The organism is Streptomyces sp. Ag109_O5-1 (assembly GCF_003814875.1).
GTDB classification, from domain to species: domain Bacteria; phylum Actinomycetota; class Actinomycetes; order Streptomycetales; family Streptomycetaceae; genus Streptomyces; species Streptomyces sasae.
The window spans coordinates 11463279-11482530 of record NZ_RKQF01000001.1; the positions used below are offsets into that span (position 1 = coordinate 11463279).

The following is a 19252-nucleotide window of genomic DNA, read 5'->3' on the forward strand; positions in this document are numbered from 1 at the left end:
GCCTCTCGGTATGGCGGTTCATGCGAGAGCCATGCCGGGAACGCGCTTGCGGATGGCCTCCATCTCGGCCTCGTCGGATACGCCCTGCCAGTCGTGGCGGGGGGTGTATGGGGCCTCCAGGGCGCGCACTTCCTCGTCGGTGAGCGCGATGTCGAGAGAGGCCACTGCCTCGTCGATCTGCCGGATTGAGCCGGCGCCGACCAGGGGTGCGGTGACGACCGGCTGGCGGCGCAGCCAGGCGAGTGCGACCTGTGCGCGGCTGACGCCGTGCGCGTCCGCGACCTGTCCGACCGCGTTGATGATGGCGTGGTTGGACGCCTCCTGCTCGGGCGAGTAGAGGGTGTCCGCGTACGCTCCGTCCGTCTCGGAGCGCGCCGTCGAGCGGGCATCGTCCCACGCGCGGGCGAGACGGCCGCGGGCCAGCGGCGACCAGATGATCGTGCCGACGCCCTCGTCCAGGCACAGCGGGATCATCTCCCGCTCCTCCTCGCGGGCGAGCAGGTTGTAGTGGTCCTGCATCGACACGAACCGTGCCCAGCCGTGCTGCCTCTGCAGGTGCAGCGCCTTCGCGAACTCCCAGGCGTGCATGGACGAGGCGCCGAGGTAGCGGACCTTGCCGGCCTTCACAAGGTCGCTGAGTGCCTCCAGCGTCTCCTCCCACGGGGTAGCGTGGTCGTTGCGGTGGATCTGGTAGAGGTCGATGTAGTCCGTGCCGAGGCGGCGCAGCGAGTGGTCGACCTCGGTCATGATCGCCTTGCGTGACAGGCCGCGGCCGTTCGGGCCTAGCCGCATCGGGTGGCGCAGCTTCGTGGCGATCACCACGGCATCGCGGTCGGCGAAGTCCTTGAGCGCGCGGCCGAGGATCTCCTCGCTGGAGCCGTTGGAGTACATGTTCGCGGTGTCGAAGAAGTTGATCCCCGCCTCTAGCGCGTGCCTGATGAGCGGGCGCGCGTCCTCCTCGCCCTTAGACCAGACGGGATGCCCGCGGTCGGGTTCGCCGTAGGTCATCGCACCGATCGCGATCGGGGACACGTCGAGGCCGGTCGTGCCGAGCTTGATGTAATGCATGACGCTCCTTAAAGTATGCGGAGAGCTCTCCATATAACGTAGTGGAGAACTCTCCACTTAGCAACGTGAGGTCCCGTGGTCCGTTCAGACGCCCGTGAGAACAGGGCACGCATCCTCGCCGCAGCACGCGAAGCGCTCACCGCGGACGGCAGCACGTCGATGAACCAGATCGCCCAGCGCGCCGGAGTCGGCGCGGGCACCCTGTACCGCAACTTCCCCACACGCGAGGCGCTCGTCCTGGCCGTCAACCAGGACGAGGTGGCACGCATCACCGGCACCGTGCCCGACCTACTGGCCCAGATGCCGCCACTGGAAGCCCTCCGACACTGGACGATGGACCTCGTCGAGGCCATGCGGCGAAAGCACGGCCTCGGCGACGCACTCACCCCGGGCGTACACCAGGCGATCAGCGAGCAGAGCTACGGGCCGGTCATCGCCGCGATCACAGAACTCCTCGACGCCGGCAAGAAGGACGGAAGCATCCGTGTGGACGCCGCACCTGGGGACTTCCTCCAGCTGACCGGCGCGTTGTGGCGTGCCGCGTCCAGCCCCGTGGACCGGGCCCCCCACATGCTCGCGCTCATCCTCGACGGACTCCGCACGCACCGGTAATGGAGGGCCTCACGGCTGCAGGGGTGCGCTGCCGTGTCGGCCGGCGATGTCGGGGAAGTTCGGGACGCCGAGGTCCACGGCGGTGTTGCGGCGGGCTTGTTCGGCATCCAACTGGGCGAGCTTGTCCAGTGCACCCGCACCGGCTTGTCCGCGATCGCCATCCACCGCATAAAGTCCCGAGCATCCACCCGCTCCACGCGATCCCGCCGGATCTCCCAGACCGCCAGGAACCGCCACCACCTCAACAGATCCATACCGTAGGACCGGATCGTCGACGACGGCTTCGCCTGAGCCTGCAGCTCAGCAAAGAACGCGTCTACCGGTTCAACCACCGAGCGACTGTCATCCACCAACTGGTACGGCATCCACGGGTCGGCGGTCTCCACCATTCGGCCTACCTGCGGCAGCACGAACCCCGTCAGCTCTCTCTGCGAAGCACCATGTCCGAGCACGGCCCGGAAGGTAGCAGAGTCAGCTTCTGACCTGCTGGTTTACGGTCACTGGTTCAGTCAACGGGACGGTGCCAGTTCACGTGGTCAGCGCGGCCGAGGACCACTTGGCGCGCTTTCACCAGTACCACGTGGAGGATATGGCTTCTCTGGGGCAGCACCCGTAGCGCGAGGCAGACTCGTCCGGTCTTGCGCAGCTCAGCGTCTGTTTCGTGGACGCTAGCAGGTGCAACACATGCAGTGGTAACACCAGGACCCTGCCGGGCCGCCCGTGTCTGCGGGCGGCCCGGCAAGATCCTCGGTCGAACACGTTATGCCGTGTGCCCACCAGGATCGGCGGCGGCCGGGCTCGGGGAACGGTCCGGTGCGGGTACGGCCGGGGCGCCGTCGCCGTGTGCCGTGGCTGTCCGGGGCTGCGGTCGTACCAGGATCAGGACGATCAGTCCGCCGAGCGTCGCCGCCGTCGCCGACAGCAGGAACACCCGGTCCAGGCCTGCCGCGAAGGCCTGGTGCACCAGGTGGCGTGCCGCGTCGCGGTGTGCGGGCGGTGCCGCCTGGATCAGGTGCAGCTTGGCGCCGGCGTCCGACGCGCGATCCACGTACGCCTGCTGAGCTTGCGGGGCCACGTTCTGCTGCGGCCCCGCAAGCGAACGGGCACGGGATCTTGTGTACCGGCCGGGTCACTCGATGAAGCGCAGGACTTCGCCGCCGAAGTCCTCGGGGTGCTGGAAGAGGAAGGCGTGACCGGCGTCTCCGTAGATGACGGTCTTGGAGTTGGGGACGGCCTGGGCCATGGCGTACGTCTGGTACACGTGTTCCATCGCGTCGTGGGCGCCGTTGGCGAACAGGGCCGGCACCGCGAGGTCGTCGAGGCGGCTCCAGGCGGAGTCGATGCCGCTGTTCCACCGGACGATGGCGTTCATCTGGGCCTCGCGCACAGGCGCCGGCACGTCCTGCCCGGAGTGGGCCAGGCGCCGGTCGATGCGGCGCAGGGAGTCCAGTCCCGCGCTCCGGCCGGTCTCGGTCTCGGGGTAGAAGAGGAAGAGGAAGTCTTCGTAGTCGTTCTTCTCACGCAGGGCGTGCTCGGGGACCCTCGGGTCCGGGCCCGGGTTGCCGGGCACGCCGCCGGGGCCGCTGCCCGCGACGACGAGTCGGCGTACCCGCTCAGGGCGTTCAAGGGCCAGGTCGAGTGCGACGAAACCGCCCATGGACCAGCCCAGCAGGTCCACCTTCTGCAGTCCGAGGGCGTCCAGGAAGGCCACTGCGACCTCGGTCATGCCGCGAACGGTGTCGGCCGGCTCTCCGCCGGAGTATCCGACACCGGCGCTGTCGAAGACGATCACGCGACGGTGGGCCGCGAGCACGTCGAGCAGGGCGGGGTCCCAGTGGTCGAGTGTGCCGCGAAAGCGGTTCAGGAGCAGCAGGGGCGCTGCGGTGGCCGGCCCGACCTCGCGGTAGGCGAGCGCTCCGTGCGGGGTGTCGACGTGCCGCGTCTCGGCCGAGTCGAACAGGTGGCTTGGCATTGATTTTTCCTTCAGGTACAGGGGAGTTGCCCGTCCAGGGGGCGGCAGAGTCGAAAGGTGGCGTTCTAGTCGTGGTCGGTGGCGAGGGCGACGTGCCGCCAAGCGTCCATGTCCTTGCTGAAGGCGTCCAGCTTGGCGTCGAAGGCTTGCAGGGTGTCGGCTCCGAGCGGGAGTCGTAGGGGCGGCTCGGGGGTGTCGGCCATCTCGACGATGGCGCGGGCGGCTTTGGCGGGGTCGCCGGGCTGGGTGTGGTTGAGGCTCGCGGCGGCTGTGCGCATCGCGCCGACGGTGGGTGCGTAGTCGTCGATGGTGTCGGGGCCGGTGTGCAGGTTGGCGGGGTCGAGGAAGTCGGTGCGGAAGAAGCCGGGTTCCACGAGGGTGACGTGGATGCCGAGGGGGGCCAGTTCGGTGTGGAGGGTCTCGGTGAAGCCTTCGACGGCGAACTTCGTGGAGGCATAGATGCCCCAGCCCGGCGCGGTGGCGAAGCCGACGATGGAGCTGATGTTGATGACGTGGCCGGAGCGCTGGCGGCGCAGTACGGGCAGTACGGCGCGTTGGACGGCGAGCGGGCCGAACACGTTGGTCTCGTACAGCGCGCGGACTGCGGCGTCGTCGGACTCTTCGACGGCTGCGAGCAGTCCGGTGCCGGCGTTGTTGACCAGGACGTCGATCCGGCCGAACCGTTCGACCGCCGCGTCGACGGCCGCCTGGATGCTCTGCGGGTCGGTCACGTCCAGCGCCACGGCAAGCAGCGCGTCGCCGGCGTCGGGGAACTGCTCGCGGACGGTGTCGGGCTTCCGCGCGGTCGCGACCACCTGGTGGCCGGCGGCGAGGGCGGCACGGGTGATCTCCAGGCCGAAGCCCCGGGACGATCCGGTGACGAACCAGGTACTCATTGTCTTCTCCAGCGTTCAGATGGTGGTGGGCAGGTCGAAGGCCGCGCGGTTTTGGGCGATGAAGGTCTCGACGTCGAGGGGGTCGCTGCCGCCGATCGTCTTGACCAGGTCGTTGGTGCCGGCGAAGACGCCGTTGCGGTAGTCGACGGCCACGGCGAGCAGGTGCTGGATGAGGTGGTCGGGGGCGCCGCGCCCGTGCAGGATGGCGGCGAACTCGTCGAGTTCGATGGGCACGTAGGTGACCTTCCGGTCCAGCGCCCGTGACATCTTCTCGGCGATCTCGTAGTGGTTGACCTCCTCGGCTCCGTACAGCGGGTAGATCTGGCCGGCGTGCGGGGCGGGGTCTTCCAGGATGGCCGCGATCACCTTGGCCTGGTCGCTTTCGGCGATGGGGGCGTGGCGTCCGTCGGCGAACGGCAGGCGTAGTTCGCCGGTTCCGTCGGCCCAGGTGTCGATCAGCCACTGGGCGAAGAAGGTCGGGCGGATGTGGGTGACGGGGACCGGGGAGCGGTCCAGGACGCGTTCGGCGACCCAGTGCTGGCGGGCCGCGTTGCTGGCGGTATGGCGGCGGGCGGAGACCTGCGACATGTTCACGATCGCCTGGACCCCGTTCTCCTCCGCCGCCTGGGCCACGTTCGCGGTGGCGTCCATCAGGCCGGGGCGGATCGGATAGGTGAAGTACAGGGCGTCGATGCCCTTGGTCGCCTCCGCCAGGGAGTCCAGGTCGAGGACGTCGCCTTCCGCGATGTCCGCTCCGAGGGCGGCGAGCCGCTCGGCGCGCGAGTCGAGGCCGCGGACGAGTGCGCGGACGCGGTGCCCGCGCTGGAGGAGGAGTTCGGTGGTGTGGCCGCCGGTCTTGCCGGTGGCCCCGATCACGAGGAGGGTGCGTTCCATGATGGTGATCTCCGTTTCTTGAGAGGGCGCTGGCGGGAATTCCAGCGTCAGACCTTCGAGCGGGTGTCGCAGAAGATGAGTGAGTCCGTGCGATGCCCGTCCGGCAGGAGGCTGTGATTGCGGCCCCGCCCCGAGTGGCCGCGGCCCTGTGGTCAGGGCGTGTGGCGGGGCCGGAGGGCGAGCAGCGCGGTGGCTGCGGCGATTCCGGCGCCGACCTGGACCCACCAGGCGTGGTCGAACCCGGCGGTCGTGGCCTGGGGGGTGAGGGCGACGAGCAGGGCCACGCCCACGGCGCTGCCGATCTGGCGGCTCATGTTGAGTACGGCGCTGCCGGTGGTGGCGCGTTCGGGTGCGAGGGTGCCGGCGGCGGCGAACAGCGGTGCCTGGGCCAGACCGCCGGCGAGGCCGACCAGGATCAGGCCCGGGAACATGCCGCCCCAGTAGTCGGGGGTGGTGTTCACGGCCGTGAGCCAGTAGACGGCGGCGAGGGCCATGGCCAGCGTGCCGGTCACGGCGGGGGCGGTGCGTCCGAAGCGGCGCTGGAGGGGTCCGGCGTTCATCGCGAAGGTGATCGAGGCCAGGGGCGCCGGGACGATGGAGACACCTGCGCGCAGCGGGCTGAAGTGCCACACCTCCTGCATGAACAGCGCGGTACTGAGCAGGACGATCGCGAAGCCGGCGGAGAACAGGAACAGGGCCACGCCGGCGGCGGTGAACACCCGGCCGGCGAACAGCTGCCTCTCGATCACCGGCGCCTTGGCGCGCAGGGTCCGCTCGACGGTCGCGGCCCCGGCCAGGACAGCGCCGGCGAACAGCGACACCGTGCGGATGTCGGTCCAGCCCCACCCCGGTCCCTGGACGGTGGCGAGCACCAGCAGGCTCACAGCCAGCAGCAACGCGAGGACGGAAGCCGCGTCCGGCACAGCGGCGCCCTTGGGTTGGCGAACCTCGGGCAGCAGCAGCGCACCGGCGACGAGGGTGGCGACGCCTATGGGAACGTTGATCAGGAAGATCCACCGCCAGTCGAGGGTGACGAGCAGACCTCCGACGGGCGGGCCCGCCGAGGCCGCGATCGCGCCCACGCCCGCCCACAGGCCGACCACCAGAGTGTGCTGGCGCTTGGGGAAGCTCGGGTAGAGCAGGCCGAGCGAGGTCGGCACGATCATCGCCGCGCCGACGGCCTGAAGAGCCCGGGCACCGACCAGCACACCGAGACTCGGCGCGGCGGCCGCGACGGCGGAGGTGAGAGTGAACAGCGCCACCCCGGACAGCAGCATTTTCCTGCGTCCCCAGTGGTCCGCGATCCGGCCGGCAGGGACGAGTACGGCGGCGAAGACGATCGCGTAGGCGGACAGCACCCAGGACGCGCTCGCCACGCTCGTGCCCGGGAACGACCGCCCGATCCCGTCGAGGGCCACGTTGACGACGAAGAAGTCGAGCTGCGCCATGAAGGCGACCGCACTCAGCACCGCCATGATGCTCCAGCGGCGCGGGTGACCCGCCTCGGCACCGGCCGGGGCGGGGCCGGTGTGCGGTGACGTCGCCACCGCCTGCGGTACAGCCTGTGTGTGCATCCCGTCCGCCTCCCAAGAGAATGGGCTTGGCAGCCCTTTTTGTGTCTGCACCCAGAAAACACCTCGCAGAATGGGCTGTCAAGCCCTTTTTTGCGGTATGATGGTCGCCATGACCACCACCAGCGCAGCGTCGGGACAGAAGCTGACCGCCAAGGGCCTGGCCACACGCGAACGCATCGTCAAGGCCGCGGCTGAGCTGATCTACGAACACGGCGCGCAGAACACCAACAACGAGCAGCTCCGGGAGGCCGCCGGGGTCAGCGGCTCGCAGCTGACGCGCCACTTCCCCACCAAGGAGTCCCTGGTGCGCGCGGTGCTCGCCTGGCAGGCCGACACCATCGTCGCCCGCCACCAGGCACCCGAGCTGGGCGAACTGGACAGCTTCGCTGCCCTGTACCGGTGGGCCGATTCCTACATCGCGTCGCAGGACATGGTGCGCGGCGGCTGCACATTCGGCTCGCTGGCCGCCGAGGTCGTCAAGGCTGAGCCCGCCCACCGGGACGCGGTGGCCGACGGCTTCGAGCGTTGGCAGGAACTGTTCAAGCGCGGCCTGAGCAAGATGCGCGAGCGCGGCGAACTGCGGACGGACGCCGACCCGGCCGCCCTCGCCCACCTGCTCACCGCCGCGTTCCAGGGCGGCGCCCTGCTGGACCAGGCGGCCGGCGACTCCACGCCTCTGCGCGACGCGCTGTACGGCGCACTGGACTACATCGAGTCGTTCGCCGTGCAGCGCGGACCGGACGACGGCCCAGCCGGTGGCCGGTGACTCCCGGCAGGTCCGGGCCGGTCTGCGATGGCGCCGTCTCGGGGCGGTGCTCATCCACGACGGCTGCTCGTTTTGGGATCCTGAGCGGCCGGACCTGCCATCGAGAGCCGGGCGTCGGGCCGGCTCAGCCTGGGTGCCCCGGTCAGTCACAACGGCCGGTGAAGAGGCGGGAGTTCGGCGCCGTCCCTGGTCAGTACAGGTACGTTTCCGCGTGAGGGTCGAAAGGTCGGCGCTATGCCTTTCATTCTGAACACCGATGAAGTCGAAGAACGCGATCGTGCCGAATTCGTCCACGAGGCGCTCGGCGCGACGATGGTGCCGATCGAACTGCACTGGCCCGGGCGTCACCGGTCAGTGGCCGCGCATGGCGTCGTCACGGACCTGGGCGACCTGACCATCTGCTCGGGACGGACCACCGCCCTGCGGGTGGAACGCACTACCGCCCTGGCCCGTGACTCGATGGAACCGAGCATTTTCATCAACGTCCAGCTCTCCGGGGCCAGCATGGTCGTCCAACACGACCGGGAAGCCGTGCTCCGACCCGGCGAACTGGTCATGTACGACTCCACGTCTCCCTACACACTGCTGAACGACACCGGCATGACCGGAAACTTCTTCCGAGTGCCGCATTCGGCGCTGGCGATGCCGCACGACATGATCCGCGCGGCGTGCGCGGTCAAGCTGAGCCCGGGGCACCCGGTGACCTCGCTGACCCACGACTATCTGCGCCGACTGGCCGCCGATCCCGCCCTGACCACTGCGGTGAACGCCGACCTCGTCGGTCACCCGAGCATCGAACTCATCCGCGCCGTGATCGCGACCCACCTGCGGGCCGACGAGTTAGCGGCCGAGCCCATGGCCGCCACCCTGCAGATGCGCATCCTCGAATACGCCCGCCGGCACCTCCACGACCCCGGCCTGTCCGCTGAGCAGATCGCAGCCGCGCACCACATCTCGGTGCGCTATCTGTACAAGGTGCTTGCCGCAAGCGGCATCAGTCTCGCGGACTGGATCCGCACCCGCCGCCTCGAAGCATGCAGGCAGGCCCTCGCCGACGACGCAGTCATGGCCATCGGTGCTGTCGCACGACGCCACGGTTTCTCCGACCCATCCAGCTTCAGCCGCGCATTCCGAGCCGAATACGGCATGTCCCCCAGCGAATGGCGAAAGCGCTGAACGGACCGTCAGCGGACCCGCGGGCCGTCGTGCGCGGCACCGCAAAGCCAGAGCCGAGGCGTCAGATCAGGTTCAGCTCGTCGAGGAAAGCGGCGGCGACAGAGGCATCACCGGTCACCTCGGTCCCCTCACGCCAGGGGATACGGGTGGTCGACCAGGCGAGGAAATCGAACGTGGACGACGTCACCTGAGCCGCCGGGGCCGGTGCGGTGGCGGGGTCCTCGACGCGGATCGTGTCCCCGACGCGGTGAAGGACGACACGGGTCGACGCCGGGCCCGTCAGAACCAGTGCCAACGGCGCGAGGAGCGAGCGGTGCAGGTTGCGCTGCATCTTCGGAATGGCGCCCAGCAGCCAGTGGACGGAGGGCTCCATCCGGTCCTCATCCATGGGCGGCACGTCGGCATCCAGCGGCCCGCGGGGACCGAGCAGGTCGAAGCGCAAGTGGGTCGCCAAGTCGAAGGAGAACATGTCCGGGATGGCGTGCAGCTCATAGACGCCGAGGTCGAGCAACTGCGCGGTGGACGATGCCAGCGGCTCGTCCTGGAGGCTGTCGAACACGGGGAAGGCCAGCTCCGACTGGACTCGAAGGAAGTCGACGGTCGCAGCGGGCGTCTGCTCCCTGGCGGCTCCGACCAGCACCTCGTTGAGCCGCTCGATCCCGAGCGGCGGATCCGGATACCGCAACGTCCCCTGCACGGCGGACACCAGCAGCGAGATGAGCTGTCCAGCGTGCGAGAACACGTCCTTGACCCGCCAGCCCTCAGCACCGCTGGGCCGGTTCCAGCCGACGTCGTCGAGAGTGCCGGCGACGAGAAGCAGATCCTGCGTCGCCAGGCGAAAGCCCTTCATACCCGCAACAGTCATGAGGGTCATCACTCCTTGGCGGGGCCGGAGCGCAGCGCGCACCAGCAGGGAATGTCGATCTGCGGCGGTTCATCGACCTATGGGCTGCCGTCTCGCCTACTCCGCGCGCCTTGCGTGGGCGGCTGCGAGGTCGGCACATCCGGGTGAAGGCACAACACCGTGTGCCCGGCCGGGTATTCGAGGCCGACGGTCACTGTGGTGTCTCATGCAGATCACATGCTAGGTGCCGGCCCGCGCAGCGCACTGTGCGAGAAGTGAACCCTGCTGTGCGTGCCGTGCACAGCAGGGGGCGCCAGCTCCCGCCGCGCCGTACGGGACTGACAAGGTGTTCGAAAGTGCTTGTCACGGTGAACGGCAACGTGGCGAACCGCGCGAGCGCACTCAAAGACCGATCAGATCGACGGCGTCTGTCATGTTGTCATCGCTGCGAACGGACAGGGAGAAGCGAGCATGCCCTCCATCACCACCTCCGACGGCCTCGACATCCACTACAAGGACTGGGGCTCCGGCCGGCCCATCGTGTTCTGCCACGGTTGGCCGCTCTCGTCGGACGACTGGGACCCCCAACTGCTGTTCTTCCTCAACGAGGGCTTTCGCGTGGTTGCCGCCGACCGCCGCGGCCACGGCCGCTCCACCCAGACCGACAGCGGTCACGACATGGACCACTACGCCGACGACCTGGCCGCGGTGGTCGACCATCTCGACCTGCGCGACGCGGTGTTCGTCGGCCACTCCACCGGCGGTGGTGAGGTCGCACACTACTTGGCCCGACACGGCCAGGACCGGGCTGCCAAGGCCGCGCTGATCGCAGCTGTTCCGCCGCTGATGGTCCAGACCGACGCCAACCCCGGCGGACTGCCCAAGTCGGTCTTCGACGACCTGCAAGCGCAGCTTGCGGCGAACCGCTCAGTCTTCTACCGTGCGCTGGCCGCCGGCCCGTTCTACGGGTTCAACCGTCCGGGACGCGAGCCCGACGAGGCGATCGTCGACAACTGGTGGCGGCAGGGCATGATGGGCAGCGCCAAGGCCCACTACGACGGCATCGTGGCCTTCTCCCAGACGGACTTCACCGACGACCTCACGAAGATCACGGTGCCCGTCCTCGTCATGCACGGCGACGACGACCAGATCGTGCCTATCGATGACTCGGCGCACCTGTCGTCCAAGTTGCTGCCCAACGGGATTCTCAAGGTTTATCCGGGCTTCCCGCACGGCATGCCGACCACCGAGGCACCAACGATCAACGCGGATCTGCTGGAGTTCATCCGCTCCTGACCTCCGCAATGACGTGCCCGCAGTAACGGGAGGGACGGTTCACGGATGCACGCGCTACCTGTCGAGCGCGCGCCGTCCGGCCGGGCAGAAGGTCTCCGACGCGACGATCACCACGACGGTGCCGCTGATGGCCGCCACTGCGCTGGTGGTGGTCGCCTCCCGGGTCCCCAAGCTCGGCGACAGCCTCGCCGATGTCGCCGCAGTCGTCCCGTTCTACGTCGTCTTCCTGTCGGTATTCGAGGGTTGCAGTATTCGCCGTAGAGCGAGCAGTTCCGTACCCGACTCGGTCACGTCAACGGTGACGAGGTGTAGAGCTCTCGCTGAACGGGCGCTGTCGGCGCGAAGACGCCGGAGCAAGAAGACGGCCTCTTGCGGTGAACCCGCGCCGGCCGCCCGCGCTCCGGTGCGGGCTTTCGCCCTCTGTCACCGCGCGGTACGGCCCCTTCCCGGCAGCAGCAGTCCCGCGCGGCGGAAGGCTCACCCGCCGCTGCGAGGTTCACGGCGCCGGTACGGCACCGATCTGCTGCATCACCCCGAAGAGGTCGGGCTGGCCCCGTTCGCCGACGATCCGGCCGCCGGCCAGGTAGTAGAAGTTCATGGCCTGCACCGAGATCTTGTTGCCGCTCGCCGGGATCCCGAAGAATTCACCGTCGTGGGTTCCCCGCATGGTGAACCGCGCGGCCACAGTGTCGCCTTCGGTGACCGTCTCCTCCAGTGTCCACTGGACGTCGGGGAAGGCGCTGCGCATCATCCCGATGACTTCCAAGTACCCATCGGGCCCGCGCAGTGGTTCCGGGTGGCTTGGCGCGTGGAACACCGCGTCCGGAGAAATGACCTCGCGGGCGAGATCCTCGTTGGCCGTGTTGATGAACTCGACGAAACGGTTCATCACTGACTCGGTGGACTGCGATGGCATCTTGCTGTGCCTCTCCGGAGACGTTTGGGCGGGTACCGGCGAGCGTAACATCGAATCGATGTTCACATCGATTCGATGTTCGCGTGCGAAGATGGACTCATGCTGGAACTCGCGATACTCGGCTTCCTCGCCGAGGGACCCCTGCCCGGACACGAGCTGCGCCGCCGCGTCTCACAACTGACCGGCTATACGCGGCCGGTCAGTGACGGCAGCCTGTATCCGGCGATCAATCGTCTGACCAGGGCGGGCTTGATCGAGCGGCGCGCCGACCCGGCCGCGGGGGCGGCCCGGTACGTGCTCAGCCCGACCGCGGCCGGACGGGCCGACATGCTTCAGCGCCTGCGCAAGCCTGCCGACCACGAGATCACCGACTTCACCCGGTTCTACGTCGTCCTGGCCTTCCTCTCCCACCTGCCCGACGTGGCCGAACAGCACGCGGTGCTGCGCAGACGGCTGGAGTTCCTGGAGGAACCGGCGAGCTTCTTCTACGACAATGAGCGGCCCCTGCGTGCCGAGGAGGTCGCCGACCCCTACCGGCGGGGCATGCTGCTCACCGCCCGCGCGACCAGCCGCGCCGAACGGACCTGGCTGCGCGAGGCCCTCGGGGAGAAGGCGCCCGCATTCGACACCGCATGCACCGACAGCGATCCGCATGCGCCCGCCGCTCCCGCGAGCTGACTGTCCACGGAGGTACCCCCATGCTCGCTTCCTGGTATGACAACCAGGGCCCCGCCGCCGATGTCCTGCACGTCGGTGAACTCCCTGATCCCGTCCCCGGCCCCGGCGAGGTCCGCGTCCGCGTCACCGTCTCGGGCGTCAACCCCGGCGACACCAAGAAGCGGCGCGGCTGGCTCGGCTCGTCCATGCCCTTCCCGCGGGTGATCCCGCACAGCGACGGCGCCGGAGTCATCGACGCCGTGGGCGCCCAAGTCGACGCCCGCCGCGTCGGACAGCGGGTCTGGGTATACGGCGCCCAGTCCTACCGCCCCTTCGGCACAGCCGCCCAGTACACCGTCGTACCCGACCACCAAGCCGTACCTCTGCCAGATCATCTGAGTGATGAGCTGGGGGCGAGCCTCGGCATCCCCGGCATCACCGGCCACCGCACCGTCTTCGCCGACGGCCCGGTCGACGGCCAACTGGTCCTGGTCCACGGAGTTCTCGGCGGCGTCGGCTCCCTGGCCGCCCAGCTCGCACACTGGGCCGGCGCGACTGTGATCGCGACCGTTCGCCGAACCGCGGACCTCGACCGCGTCGACCCGGCCGTCGTCTCCCACGCCGTCGCCCTGGATACCGGCGAGCCCGCCGCGGCCATCCGCTCGTACGCGCCGCGGGGCGTCGACCGGATCATCGAGGTCGCGCTGTCCGACAACGCCGATCTCGACAACGCCGTCGCCGCCAACAACGCCGTCATCGCCGCCTACGCCACCCGCACGGACCGCACCGAGATCCCCTTCTGGCCGCTGCTGTTCAACAACGTCACTCTGCGGCTGCTCGGCAGCGACGACTTCCCCGCCGAGGCCAAACGCCAGGCCGCCCGCGACCTCACCTCCGCCGCCGCCGTCGGCGCCCTCACCGTCGCCGTCGGCGACCGTCACCCGTTGGACGACATCGCCAAGGCCCACGGCCACGTCGACGCTGGCGGTGGCCACGGCCGCATCCTGCTCACCATCCCCCAGTGTGCGACATCCCGTGAGTTCCCCTGAGCCCCGCTGATTCTCTGGGCCTGTGGCCGGGGGGTTCTTCCTCCTTCGTGTGCTCTGCTGGCCCGTGACGTAACTTCAGGATTCCTGAAGCGTCTCATGTCGTCCGACCGATCCGCAGTCGGGCCGAAGGCGAGGAGGCTCGGGTTGGCGGCGCTGGCAGTCGTACGGGACCTGCGTGAGCACTGGGCGCCCGCGTCGGCGGAGGAACTGGAGCGGTTCCTCCGCCGACGCGGGCCTCGGCAGGGCTGGCGGACGGCACCATCCGCGGGGACGTCGGTCACCTGGATCAGATCAGGTCCTGGTTCGGCCGGCCGCTGTGGGACATGGAGCCCGCTGACGCGGACGTGTACTTCGGGAAGGTGCTGCGGCACTCGCCCAGCGGCACCCGGCTGGGCCGGTCGCAGGCGTTGAGCACGTACTTCATGTTCCTGGAGCTGCGGCACAAGGTCGAGATCCATCGGATGACGGGCCGGGTGGTCGAGTGCCCGATCGACGAGATGAACCGGCCGCGCGGGGCCAAGGATGCCCAGTTGCGGATCCCGCCGAGTGAGCCGGAGATCGGGACGCTGTTCACGGGCTGGGGCGGCGAGCTGGCGACCTGCCGGAAGTTCGCCCCGACCGCCCGAAACTACACCGCCTCGAAGCTGATGTCCCAGGTCGGCCTGCGGGTGAGCGAGGCATGCGGGCTCGACCTGGACGACATCAAGTGGGAGGTGGGCCGATTCGGCAAGCTCCACGTCCGCCACGGCAAGGGCGCCCGCGGCTCGGGGCCGCGCGAGCGGATGGTGCCGCTGATCAACGGTGCCGACCGGACGCTGCGGTGGTTCATCGAGGACGTGTGGGGCCAGTTCGACGACGATCACGCCAGGCCCGGCGCCCCGCTGTTCCCGAGCGAGCGGAAGAACACCGACGGTTCCGCCCGCCGGGTCGGTGACGACGCCCTTCGCAACGGTCTCGACAACGCCGTCGAGGCTCATCTGCCGGGCTGGACGGACAAGTTGACGCCGCACGTCCTGCGGCATTTCTGCGCGTCCCAACTCTATGGGAATGGGCTGGACTTGCTCGCGATCCAGGAGGTTTTGGGGCATTCCTGGATCGCCACCACCATGCGGTATATCCACGTGCAGCACCGGGTCGAGGACGCCTGGATCGCCGGAATGGAACGGGCCGCGAAGCGGCTGGAAGGACTGGCCCGATGAGGTGGAACCTGCGGCTGACCGCCGCGAACAAGGGTATCTGGAAGGCGTCAGAGCTCCAGCGGAGCCTGGCCGAGCACGGCCTGGTGATCTCGGCCGGGAAGATGTCCGGACTGTGGTCAGGCCAGCCGGTCTCCCTCAAACTGGACGACCTGGACGTTATCTGCGTGGTCCTCGGCTGCGAGATCAAAGACCTGCTGATCCCCGAACCGGAGAAGGTCCGCCGCCCTGGCCAGGCAGAGGAGACGGAACGGGCCGCGGTCGGTGCGGGAACCGCCGCACCGAAGGTGATCCCCAAGCGCCGGGACGGCCGGTCGCTGCCGCCGGAGTGATCCAATGGCACGGTTCCCGAAGGGCTATGTCAAGCCCATCGACTCCTGCGACAGCTGCCTGGCCTGGGGAAACTTCAGCGGCCCCCTCTGCCCCACCTGCTACATGTTCGGTCGCGGCCACGACGCGGCCGCATGCACCGGCTGCCGCCGCGTCCAGCCGCTGAAGTGGAACTACTGCCGCCTGTGCTGGTGCCAGGCCCGCCTCAGTGCGAAGGCTGTCGTCGGCCAGCCCACGGACGAGGCGGACGTGCGGGACCGGCTCGCCGCCGTCCGGCATCACCAACTGTTCTTCGTCGGGATGCACTACCGCAGGAGACCGACCCCCGCGGCTCGGACGCGAGGAGGACGGCGGGGAGCCCCGCGCAAGCCGCCTCCTGCACCGGTCTGGCGCCCGGATCCGGGGTGGCGGCAGCTACCGCTGTTCGCACAGATCCCCCGTGACTACAGCCGGCTCGCCCTGGCCGACGTCGACCTGGCCAGCCCGTGGCTGGCCTGGGCAAAGTACCTCGCTCACCGGCTCTCCGAGACCCGCGGCTGGGGACGCAACATCCGCTTCGCCGTCAACCGCGGCCTGGCCCTCGTCCTCACCGGTCACGTCGAGGGCGACGTCATCCGGCACACGGCGATCTTCGCTCCGCTGCGGGCCCTGGACCTGCCGGTCGGCCACATCGTCACGGTCCTGGACGAGATGGGGATCTTCGAGGACGACAGCGAACCCTCCTTCGAACGCTGGCTCGCCGAGAGGCTGGAGGGTCTCGCGCCCGGCATCCGCTCGGAGGCCGAGCGCTGGACCCGCGTCCTGCGTGACGGCGGCCCCCGCAGCCTCCCACGACGGGAAGGCACGGTCTGGCTCTACCTCAACCGAGTCCGCCCGGCCCTGCTGGAATGGTCGAACCGTTCCTAGAGACTGAGCGGGAGTGAGTCCTGTTGCCAGGACTCGTGCTCAGCCGAACGCCCCGGACGGTGTTGGGCGTTCTGGTCGACCGCGTTCGCTCCGCGTCCGGCGCCGACGGATCGTGTCCGTGGTCCGGGGATGCGGGGGCGGTTTCCCTCACGCTCCGGGGTGCCCGCTCCGGCCTGGACGGTCCGATGCCCATGCACATCGCTCTGGTGTGCACGGGGCGGTGCCGTCCGTCGCCGGACCGGGTGTCCCAGGGCGCGTCGTCCGATCGCCACGGCTGCCGCGTCGTGGCGGGTGGTCTTCCTGGTCTTGGTGATGAGGGGTTTCTGCCAGTGTTGGGCACCCCACCGGGACGTGTAGGCGGGGTCGACGGCGATGACGGGGATGCCGGGTTCGGCCGCCATGGACACCAGCCGGGCCCGCAGCCTGGCTACCGGCATGCCGGAGATCAGCTTGCGGAACTTCTTGCGGCGGCCGTGCTTCTCACGGGTCTTCTCCGCCTGAAAGTCGAGGTCCTCGACCGCGATCGCCAGGCTGTGGCGCCTGGCCCAGTGCAGCAGGCGGATCAGGGCATGCCGGACCTGCGCGTCACGATGAGAAGCCGTGCCGGTCAGCTCGTGGGCGAAGCGCAGTGGTTGGCCGGTGGGGTTGCCGTGCGCGTCAAGGCGCCAGGCCGCCAGATGATCGGCATTGGTGTCCACGCCGATCAGGCCGTTCGCGCGGGCCGCCTCCAGCGGCACCGTCGAGGTGGGTGGGATGGTCCAGGACGCGGTCAGGTACCAGCGGCCGCGCTGCACGTCTTCGTGGATGCGGTAGGCCACGGCCCGGTGGGCGGTGACGCGGTCGGCCCACTGCTCGGCCCGGTGCGCGAACGACACCTTCCCGGCGAGGACGTACCGGCCGTGCGGCGCGTTGGCCAGATGCGCCAGCGGTGCGGGGAGCTTGAGGGAGACCTCGCCGTCGGGCGTGACGCGGATGGTCTCGTTGCCGTGGCGCTTGCCGGACTCGCCGTCGGCCTCAAGGAACCGGCGTTCGGCGTGCCACCGGTGCCGCCACTGCTCGTGGGTGAGGTGGGCGGTCTCCAGTTGGTGGCGGGTCTTCAGCAGTCGCTTGCCGCCGCGCACCACGTGCACGACCCCGGCCTGCCAGTCGGCCTGCGCCGAGCGGAGCCGGTCTTCGAGGACGTGCAGGCGGCGTGACTTGGCGAACCACTCCTGCCTGCTGTGATATCCGCCAGGAGCTCGTTTGGACCCCTTCTCGCCGATCGGCAGGGACAGCCGATGCCTGATGGTGCGCACCCCCGCCTGGAGGCTGTGGATGTGCGCGAGCCGGCCGCGGCGGGCGAGGGCCCACTGGTCGTGGGTGGCCTTCGTGATGGACCCGGCCCAGCGCGAGGAGGACTCCCCAGTCAGGACACGCTTGTGCTGTGCCCACTGCTCGCTGTCGTGCTGCAGCCCGGCCGCACACCGCGCCTTCAGATCACGGGAAGCCAGTGTGCCGAGAAGGTCGCCGACCATGCCGAGCACTTTCTCGTCCCCGGCGGTCAGGCCCTTGAGCCGGGTACGGACCGCGACGCCCGAGGGGCCGGGCACCACGAACGACGCCACCATCTCCCGCAGTCCACCCACCCCATGTCACCCCCGGTCCGGCATCGCAGAACTCCGTCACCACACCCAACGACCACCATCGCCGAAGGTCACGCATTCGATGCGAGAACTCCCGTTCCCCACCGGCGCAAGTGCGCCTGCCACCGCCGGGAGGCTCACTCCCGTGTGCCAGAACGCACTCAAATGCCGTCAACCCCCACCTGTTCACAACCCCACCGACCACCTGCGGGAGGTGACCCGCGACGACGTCCTCACCTACATCAAGACCCTGCAGGGCCACCAGCGCCACGACCAACTCGTCGCCCTGCGCTCGCTGTTCACATGGGCCAAGCGGAACGGACTGATCTTCCGCAACCCCACCAGTCGGATCAAGGTCGGGCAATACGAGTACGCCGTGCTGCAACCGCTCGATACAAAGCAGGTCGACCGCTCCGTCGCGGCGGCCACCACCCCGGCGACGCGGCTCATCCTCGCCCTCGCTGCGGTGCACGCCGCCCGGGTCGCCCAGATCGGCACGCTCATGCTCGACGACGTCGACCTCGGCAACCGTCGGCTGACCATCGCCGGACGTGTCCGCCCGCTCGACGACCTCACCCCGAAGCTGCTGCTGGACTGGCTGGAGCACCGGCGAAGCCGATGGCCGAACACCGCGAACCTCCACCTACTGATCAACAACCAGACCGCCACCAAGACCAGCCGCGCCAGCAACCACTGGATCAGCGCCGCGATGCGCGGGCAGGACGCGACATTGGAGCGGCTCCGCGTCGACCGGCAACTCGAAGAGGCCCTGACCCACGGACCCGATCCCCTCCATCTCGCCGAGGTGTTCGGGCTCGACGACAAGACCGCGATGCGCTACGCGGACTCCGCACGGGCCCTGCTGGAGCAGGGCGCTGAACAGCAGCTTCGATGAAACCTGCTCGACCGGGACGCGCCATGAAGGGAATCATGGGCGAGTGACATCGACCGAAGCAGCAGCACTCGCCCTGCAGGACCATGCCGCCCTCTGGAGCATGGGCGAGATCCCTGCGACCGATGTCGTCACTTGCGCCTGTAATGCGCTCGTCGCCGGCCTCGACAGTCCCGCCCTGCGGATGCTGGCCGCGTGCACACGCGCGGAGGCGGATTACGACGTCCCCGATCTCCTTCCCCCAGCACTCGACGAACTGGGCCTCATCTTCTACCCAGTGGGCAGCGTTGCCGGACAGGAAGCCGTCGCACGAGCACTTGCCGCCCGGATGCTGGCTGGCGAGCTGACGCCACGCGAGCTGGTCTTCCGGATCCACCAGCGCTTCGGGCACGCGCTGCCCTTGGCCGAACGACTCGCCAACCTGGACGACGAGTACGACATCCTCGAATACGGCGACAGGACACCGGCACAGGTCGACGCCGACGTCTTGGCCGAAGCTCTTCGGCTCACTCAGCATCCTCGTGTTACCCCCGAACCCACGGATCCACTGACCTGAAGCACGCCGGTGGACCCGTGGGTTCGCACT

21 protein-coding genes and 1 pseudogene are annotated in these 19252 nt (G+C 69.1%); 12 read left to right on the top strand and 10 right to left on the bottom strand.

From position 1 onward, the window contains the following. Positions 1–18: 18 nt before the first annotated feature. Positions 19–1068 carry an aldo/keto reductase gene (locus EDD90_RS52360; protein ID WP_123980462.1) on the bottom strand — a complete coding sequence of 350 codons (1050 nt, stop codon included), beginning with the start codon at positions 1066–1068 and terminating at the stop codon, positions 19–21. Between the two features lie 75 nt (positions 1069–1143). Here EDD90_RS52360 and EDD90_RS52365 point away from each other — a divergent pair, with 75 nt between their 5' ends. Then, positions 1144–1680 (top strand): TetR/AcrR family transcriptional regulator, encoded by a 537-nt coding sequence (locus EDD90_RS52365; protein WP_123980464.1) that lies wholly within the window; start codon positions 1144–1146, stop codon positions 1678–1680. Between the two features lie 9 nt (positions 1681–1689). Here the strand turns inward: EDD90_RS52365 and EDD90_RS56175 are convergent, their stop codons facing one another. The 6 genes from EDD90_RS56175 to EDD90_RS52395 form a co-directional block, all read right to left on the bottom strand. Continuing rightward, a complete protein-coding gene (locus tag EDD90_RS56175; protein ID WP_185149548.1) occupies positions 1690–1845 on the bottom strand; it encodes a hypothetical protein in 156 nt (51 codons plus the stop codon). A 595-nt stretch (positions 1846–2440) separates the two neighbouring features. Then, complete coding sequence (locus EDD90_RS52375; protein ID WP_123980466.1) at positions 2441–2728, bottom strand: hypothetical protein; 288 nt, start codon at positions 2726–2728, stop codon at positions 2441–2443. 81 nt (positions 2729–2809) lie between these two features. Further along, positions 2810–3652 (bottom strand): alpha/beta fold hydrolase, encoded by an 843-nt coding sequence (locus tag EDD90_RS52380; protein WP_123980468.1) that lies wholly within the window; start codon positions 3650–3652, stop codon positions 2810–2812. Positions 3653–3717: 65 nt separating this feature from the next. Further along, entirely contained in the window at positions 3718–4548 is an 831-nt protein-coding gene (locus EDD90_RS52385) for an oxidoreductase (RefSeq protein ID WP_123980470.1), read from the bottom strand. Positions 4549–4563: 15 nt separating this feature from the next. Further along, positions 4564–5442, bottom strand: coding sequence for an NmrA family NAD(P)-binding protein (locus tag EDD90_RS52390; RefSeq protein WP_123980472.1), 879 nt, complete (start codon positions 5440–5442; stop codon positions 4564–4566). 152 nt (positions 5443–5594) lie between these two features. Next, entirely contained in the window at positions 5595–7016 is a 1422-nt protein-coding gene (locus EDD90_RS52395) for an MFS transporter (RefSeq protein WP_123980474.1), read from the bottom strand. Between the two features lie 109 nt (positions 7017–7125). On the opposite strand from EDD90_RS52395, the gene EDD90_RS52400 reads away from it, so the two are divergent. Together EDD90_RS52400 and EDD90_RS52405 are read left to right on the top strand one after the other, a co-directional pair. Next, positions 7126–7782 carry a TetR/AcrR family transcriptional regulator gene (locus EDD90_RS52400; RefSeq protein ID WP_123980476.1) on the top strand — a complete coding sequence of 219 codons (657 nt, stop codon included), beginning with the start codon at positions 7126–7128 and terminating at the stop codon, positions 7780–7782. Positions 7783–8016: 234 nt separating this feature from the next. Continuing rightward, positions 8017–8958, top strand: coding sequence for a helix-turn-helix domain-containing protein (locus EDD90_RS52405; protein WP_123980478.1), 942 nt, complete (start codon positions 8017–8019; stop codon positions 8956–8958). A gap of 61 nt (positions 8959–9019) precedes the next feature. Here the strand turns inward: EDD90_RS52405 and EDD90_RS52410 are convergent, their stop codons facing one another. Beyond that, complete coding sequence (locus tag EDD90_RS52410; RefSeq protein ID WP_185149549.1) at positions 9020–9823, bottom strand: maleylpyruvate isomerase N-terminal domain-containing protein; 804 nt, start codon at positions 9821–9823, stop codon at positions 9020–9022. A 450-nt stretch (positions 9824–10273) separates the two neighbouring features. Between EDD90_RS52410 and EDD90_RS52415 the strand changes: the two genes are divergently transcribed. Together EDD90_RS52415 and EDD90_RS58260 are read left to right on the top strand one after the other, a co-directional pair. Then, complete coding sequence (locus tag EDD90_RS52415; RefSeq protein WP_123980482.1) at positions 10274–11098, top strand: alpha/beta fold hydrolase; 825 nt, start codon at positions 10274–10276, stop codon at positions 11096–11098. Positions 11099–11162: 64 nt separating this feature from the next. Next, positions 11163–11357 (top strand): annotated as a pseudogene (locus EDD90_RS58260) (arsenic resistance protein); the annotation flags it as partial. A gap of 237 nt (positions 11358–11594) precedes the next feature. Here the strand turns inward: EDD90_RS58260 and EDD90_RS52425 are convergent. Further along, a complete protein-coding gene (locus EDD90_RS52425) occupies positions 11595–11987 on the bottom strand; it encodes an ester cyclase (protein WP_260328635.1) in 393 nt (130 codons plus the stop codon). A gap of 126 nt (positions 11988–12113) precedes the next feature. Here EDD90_RS52425 and EDD90_RS52430 point away from each other — a divergent pair, with 126 nt between their 5' ends. The 5 genes from EDD90_RS52430 (at position 12114) to EDD90_RS52450 (ending at position 16152) form a co-directional block, all read left to right on the top strand. Next, on the top strand, positions 12114–12692 hold the full coding sequence (locus tag EDD90_RS52430) for a PadR family transcriptional regulator (protein WP_123980484.1): 579 nt from the start codon (positions 12114–12116) through the stop codon (positions 12690–12692). Positions 12693–12712: 20 nt separating this feature from the next. After that, positions 12713–13720: an NADPH:quinone reductase gene (locus EDD90_RS52435; protein ID WP_123980486.1), complete on the top strand. Its 1008-nt coding sequence runs from the start codon at positions 12713–12715 to the stop codon at positions 13718–13720. Between the two features lie 323 nt (positions 13721–14043). Then, on the top strand, positions 14044–14919 hold the full coding sequence (locus tag EDD90_RS52440; protein ID WP_260328636.1) for a site-specific integrase: 876 nt from the start codon (positions 14044–14046) through the stop codon (positions 14917–14919). Beyond that, the gene (locus tag EDD90_RS52445) at positions 14916–15248 is read left to right on the top strand and encodes a helix-turn-helix transcriptional regulator (RefSeq protein ID WP_123980488.1); all 333 of its coding nucleotides are present in this window, start codon (positions 14916–14918) and stop codon (positions 15246–15248) included. Before EDD90_RS52440 ends, EDD90_RS52445 begins: the two co-directional genes overlap by 4 nt. Positions 15249–15252: 4 nt before the next feature. Continuing rightward, positions 15253–16152: a hypothetical protein gene (locus EDD90_RS52450; RefSeq protein WP_260328637.1), complete on the top strand. Its 900-nt coding sequence runs from the start codon at positions 15253–15255 to the stop codon at positions 16150–16152. On the opposite strand, the gene EDD90_RS52455 is transcribed toward EDD90_RS52450, so the two are convergent. Continuing rightward, positions 16149–17777 (bottom strand): IS200/IS605 family accessory protein TnpB-related protein, encoded by a 1629-nt coding sequence (locus EDD90_RS52455; RefSeq protein WP_123980490.1) that lies wholly within the window; start codon positions 17775–17777, stop codon positions 16149–16151. The genes EDD90_RS52450 and EDD90_RS52455 overlap by 4 nt on opposite strands. Before the next feature lie 211 nt (positions 17778–17988). On the opposite strand from EDD90_RS52455, the gene EDD90_RS52460 reads away from it, so the two are divergent. Next, positions 17989–18669: a hypothetical protein gene (locus tag EDD90_RS52460; RefSeq protein WP_260328638.1), complete on the top strand. Its 681-nt coding sequence runs from the start codon at positions 17989–17991 to the stop codon at positions 18667–18669. Between the two features lie 43 nt (positions 18670–18712). Continuing rightward, positions 18713–19222, top strand: a complete 510-nt coding sequence (locus EDD90_RS52465) for a hypothetical protein (RefSeq protein ID WP_260328639.1) — start codon at positions 18713–18715, stop codon at positions 19220–19222. Positions 19223–19252 lie beyond the last annotated feature (30 nt).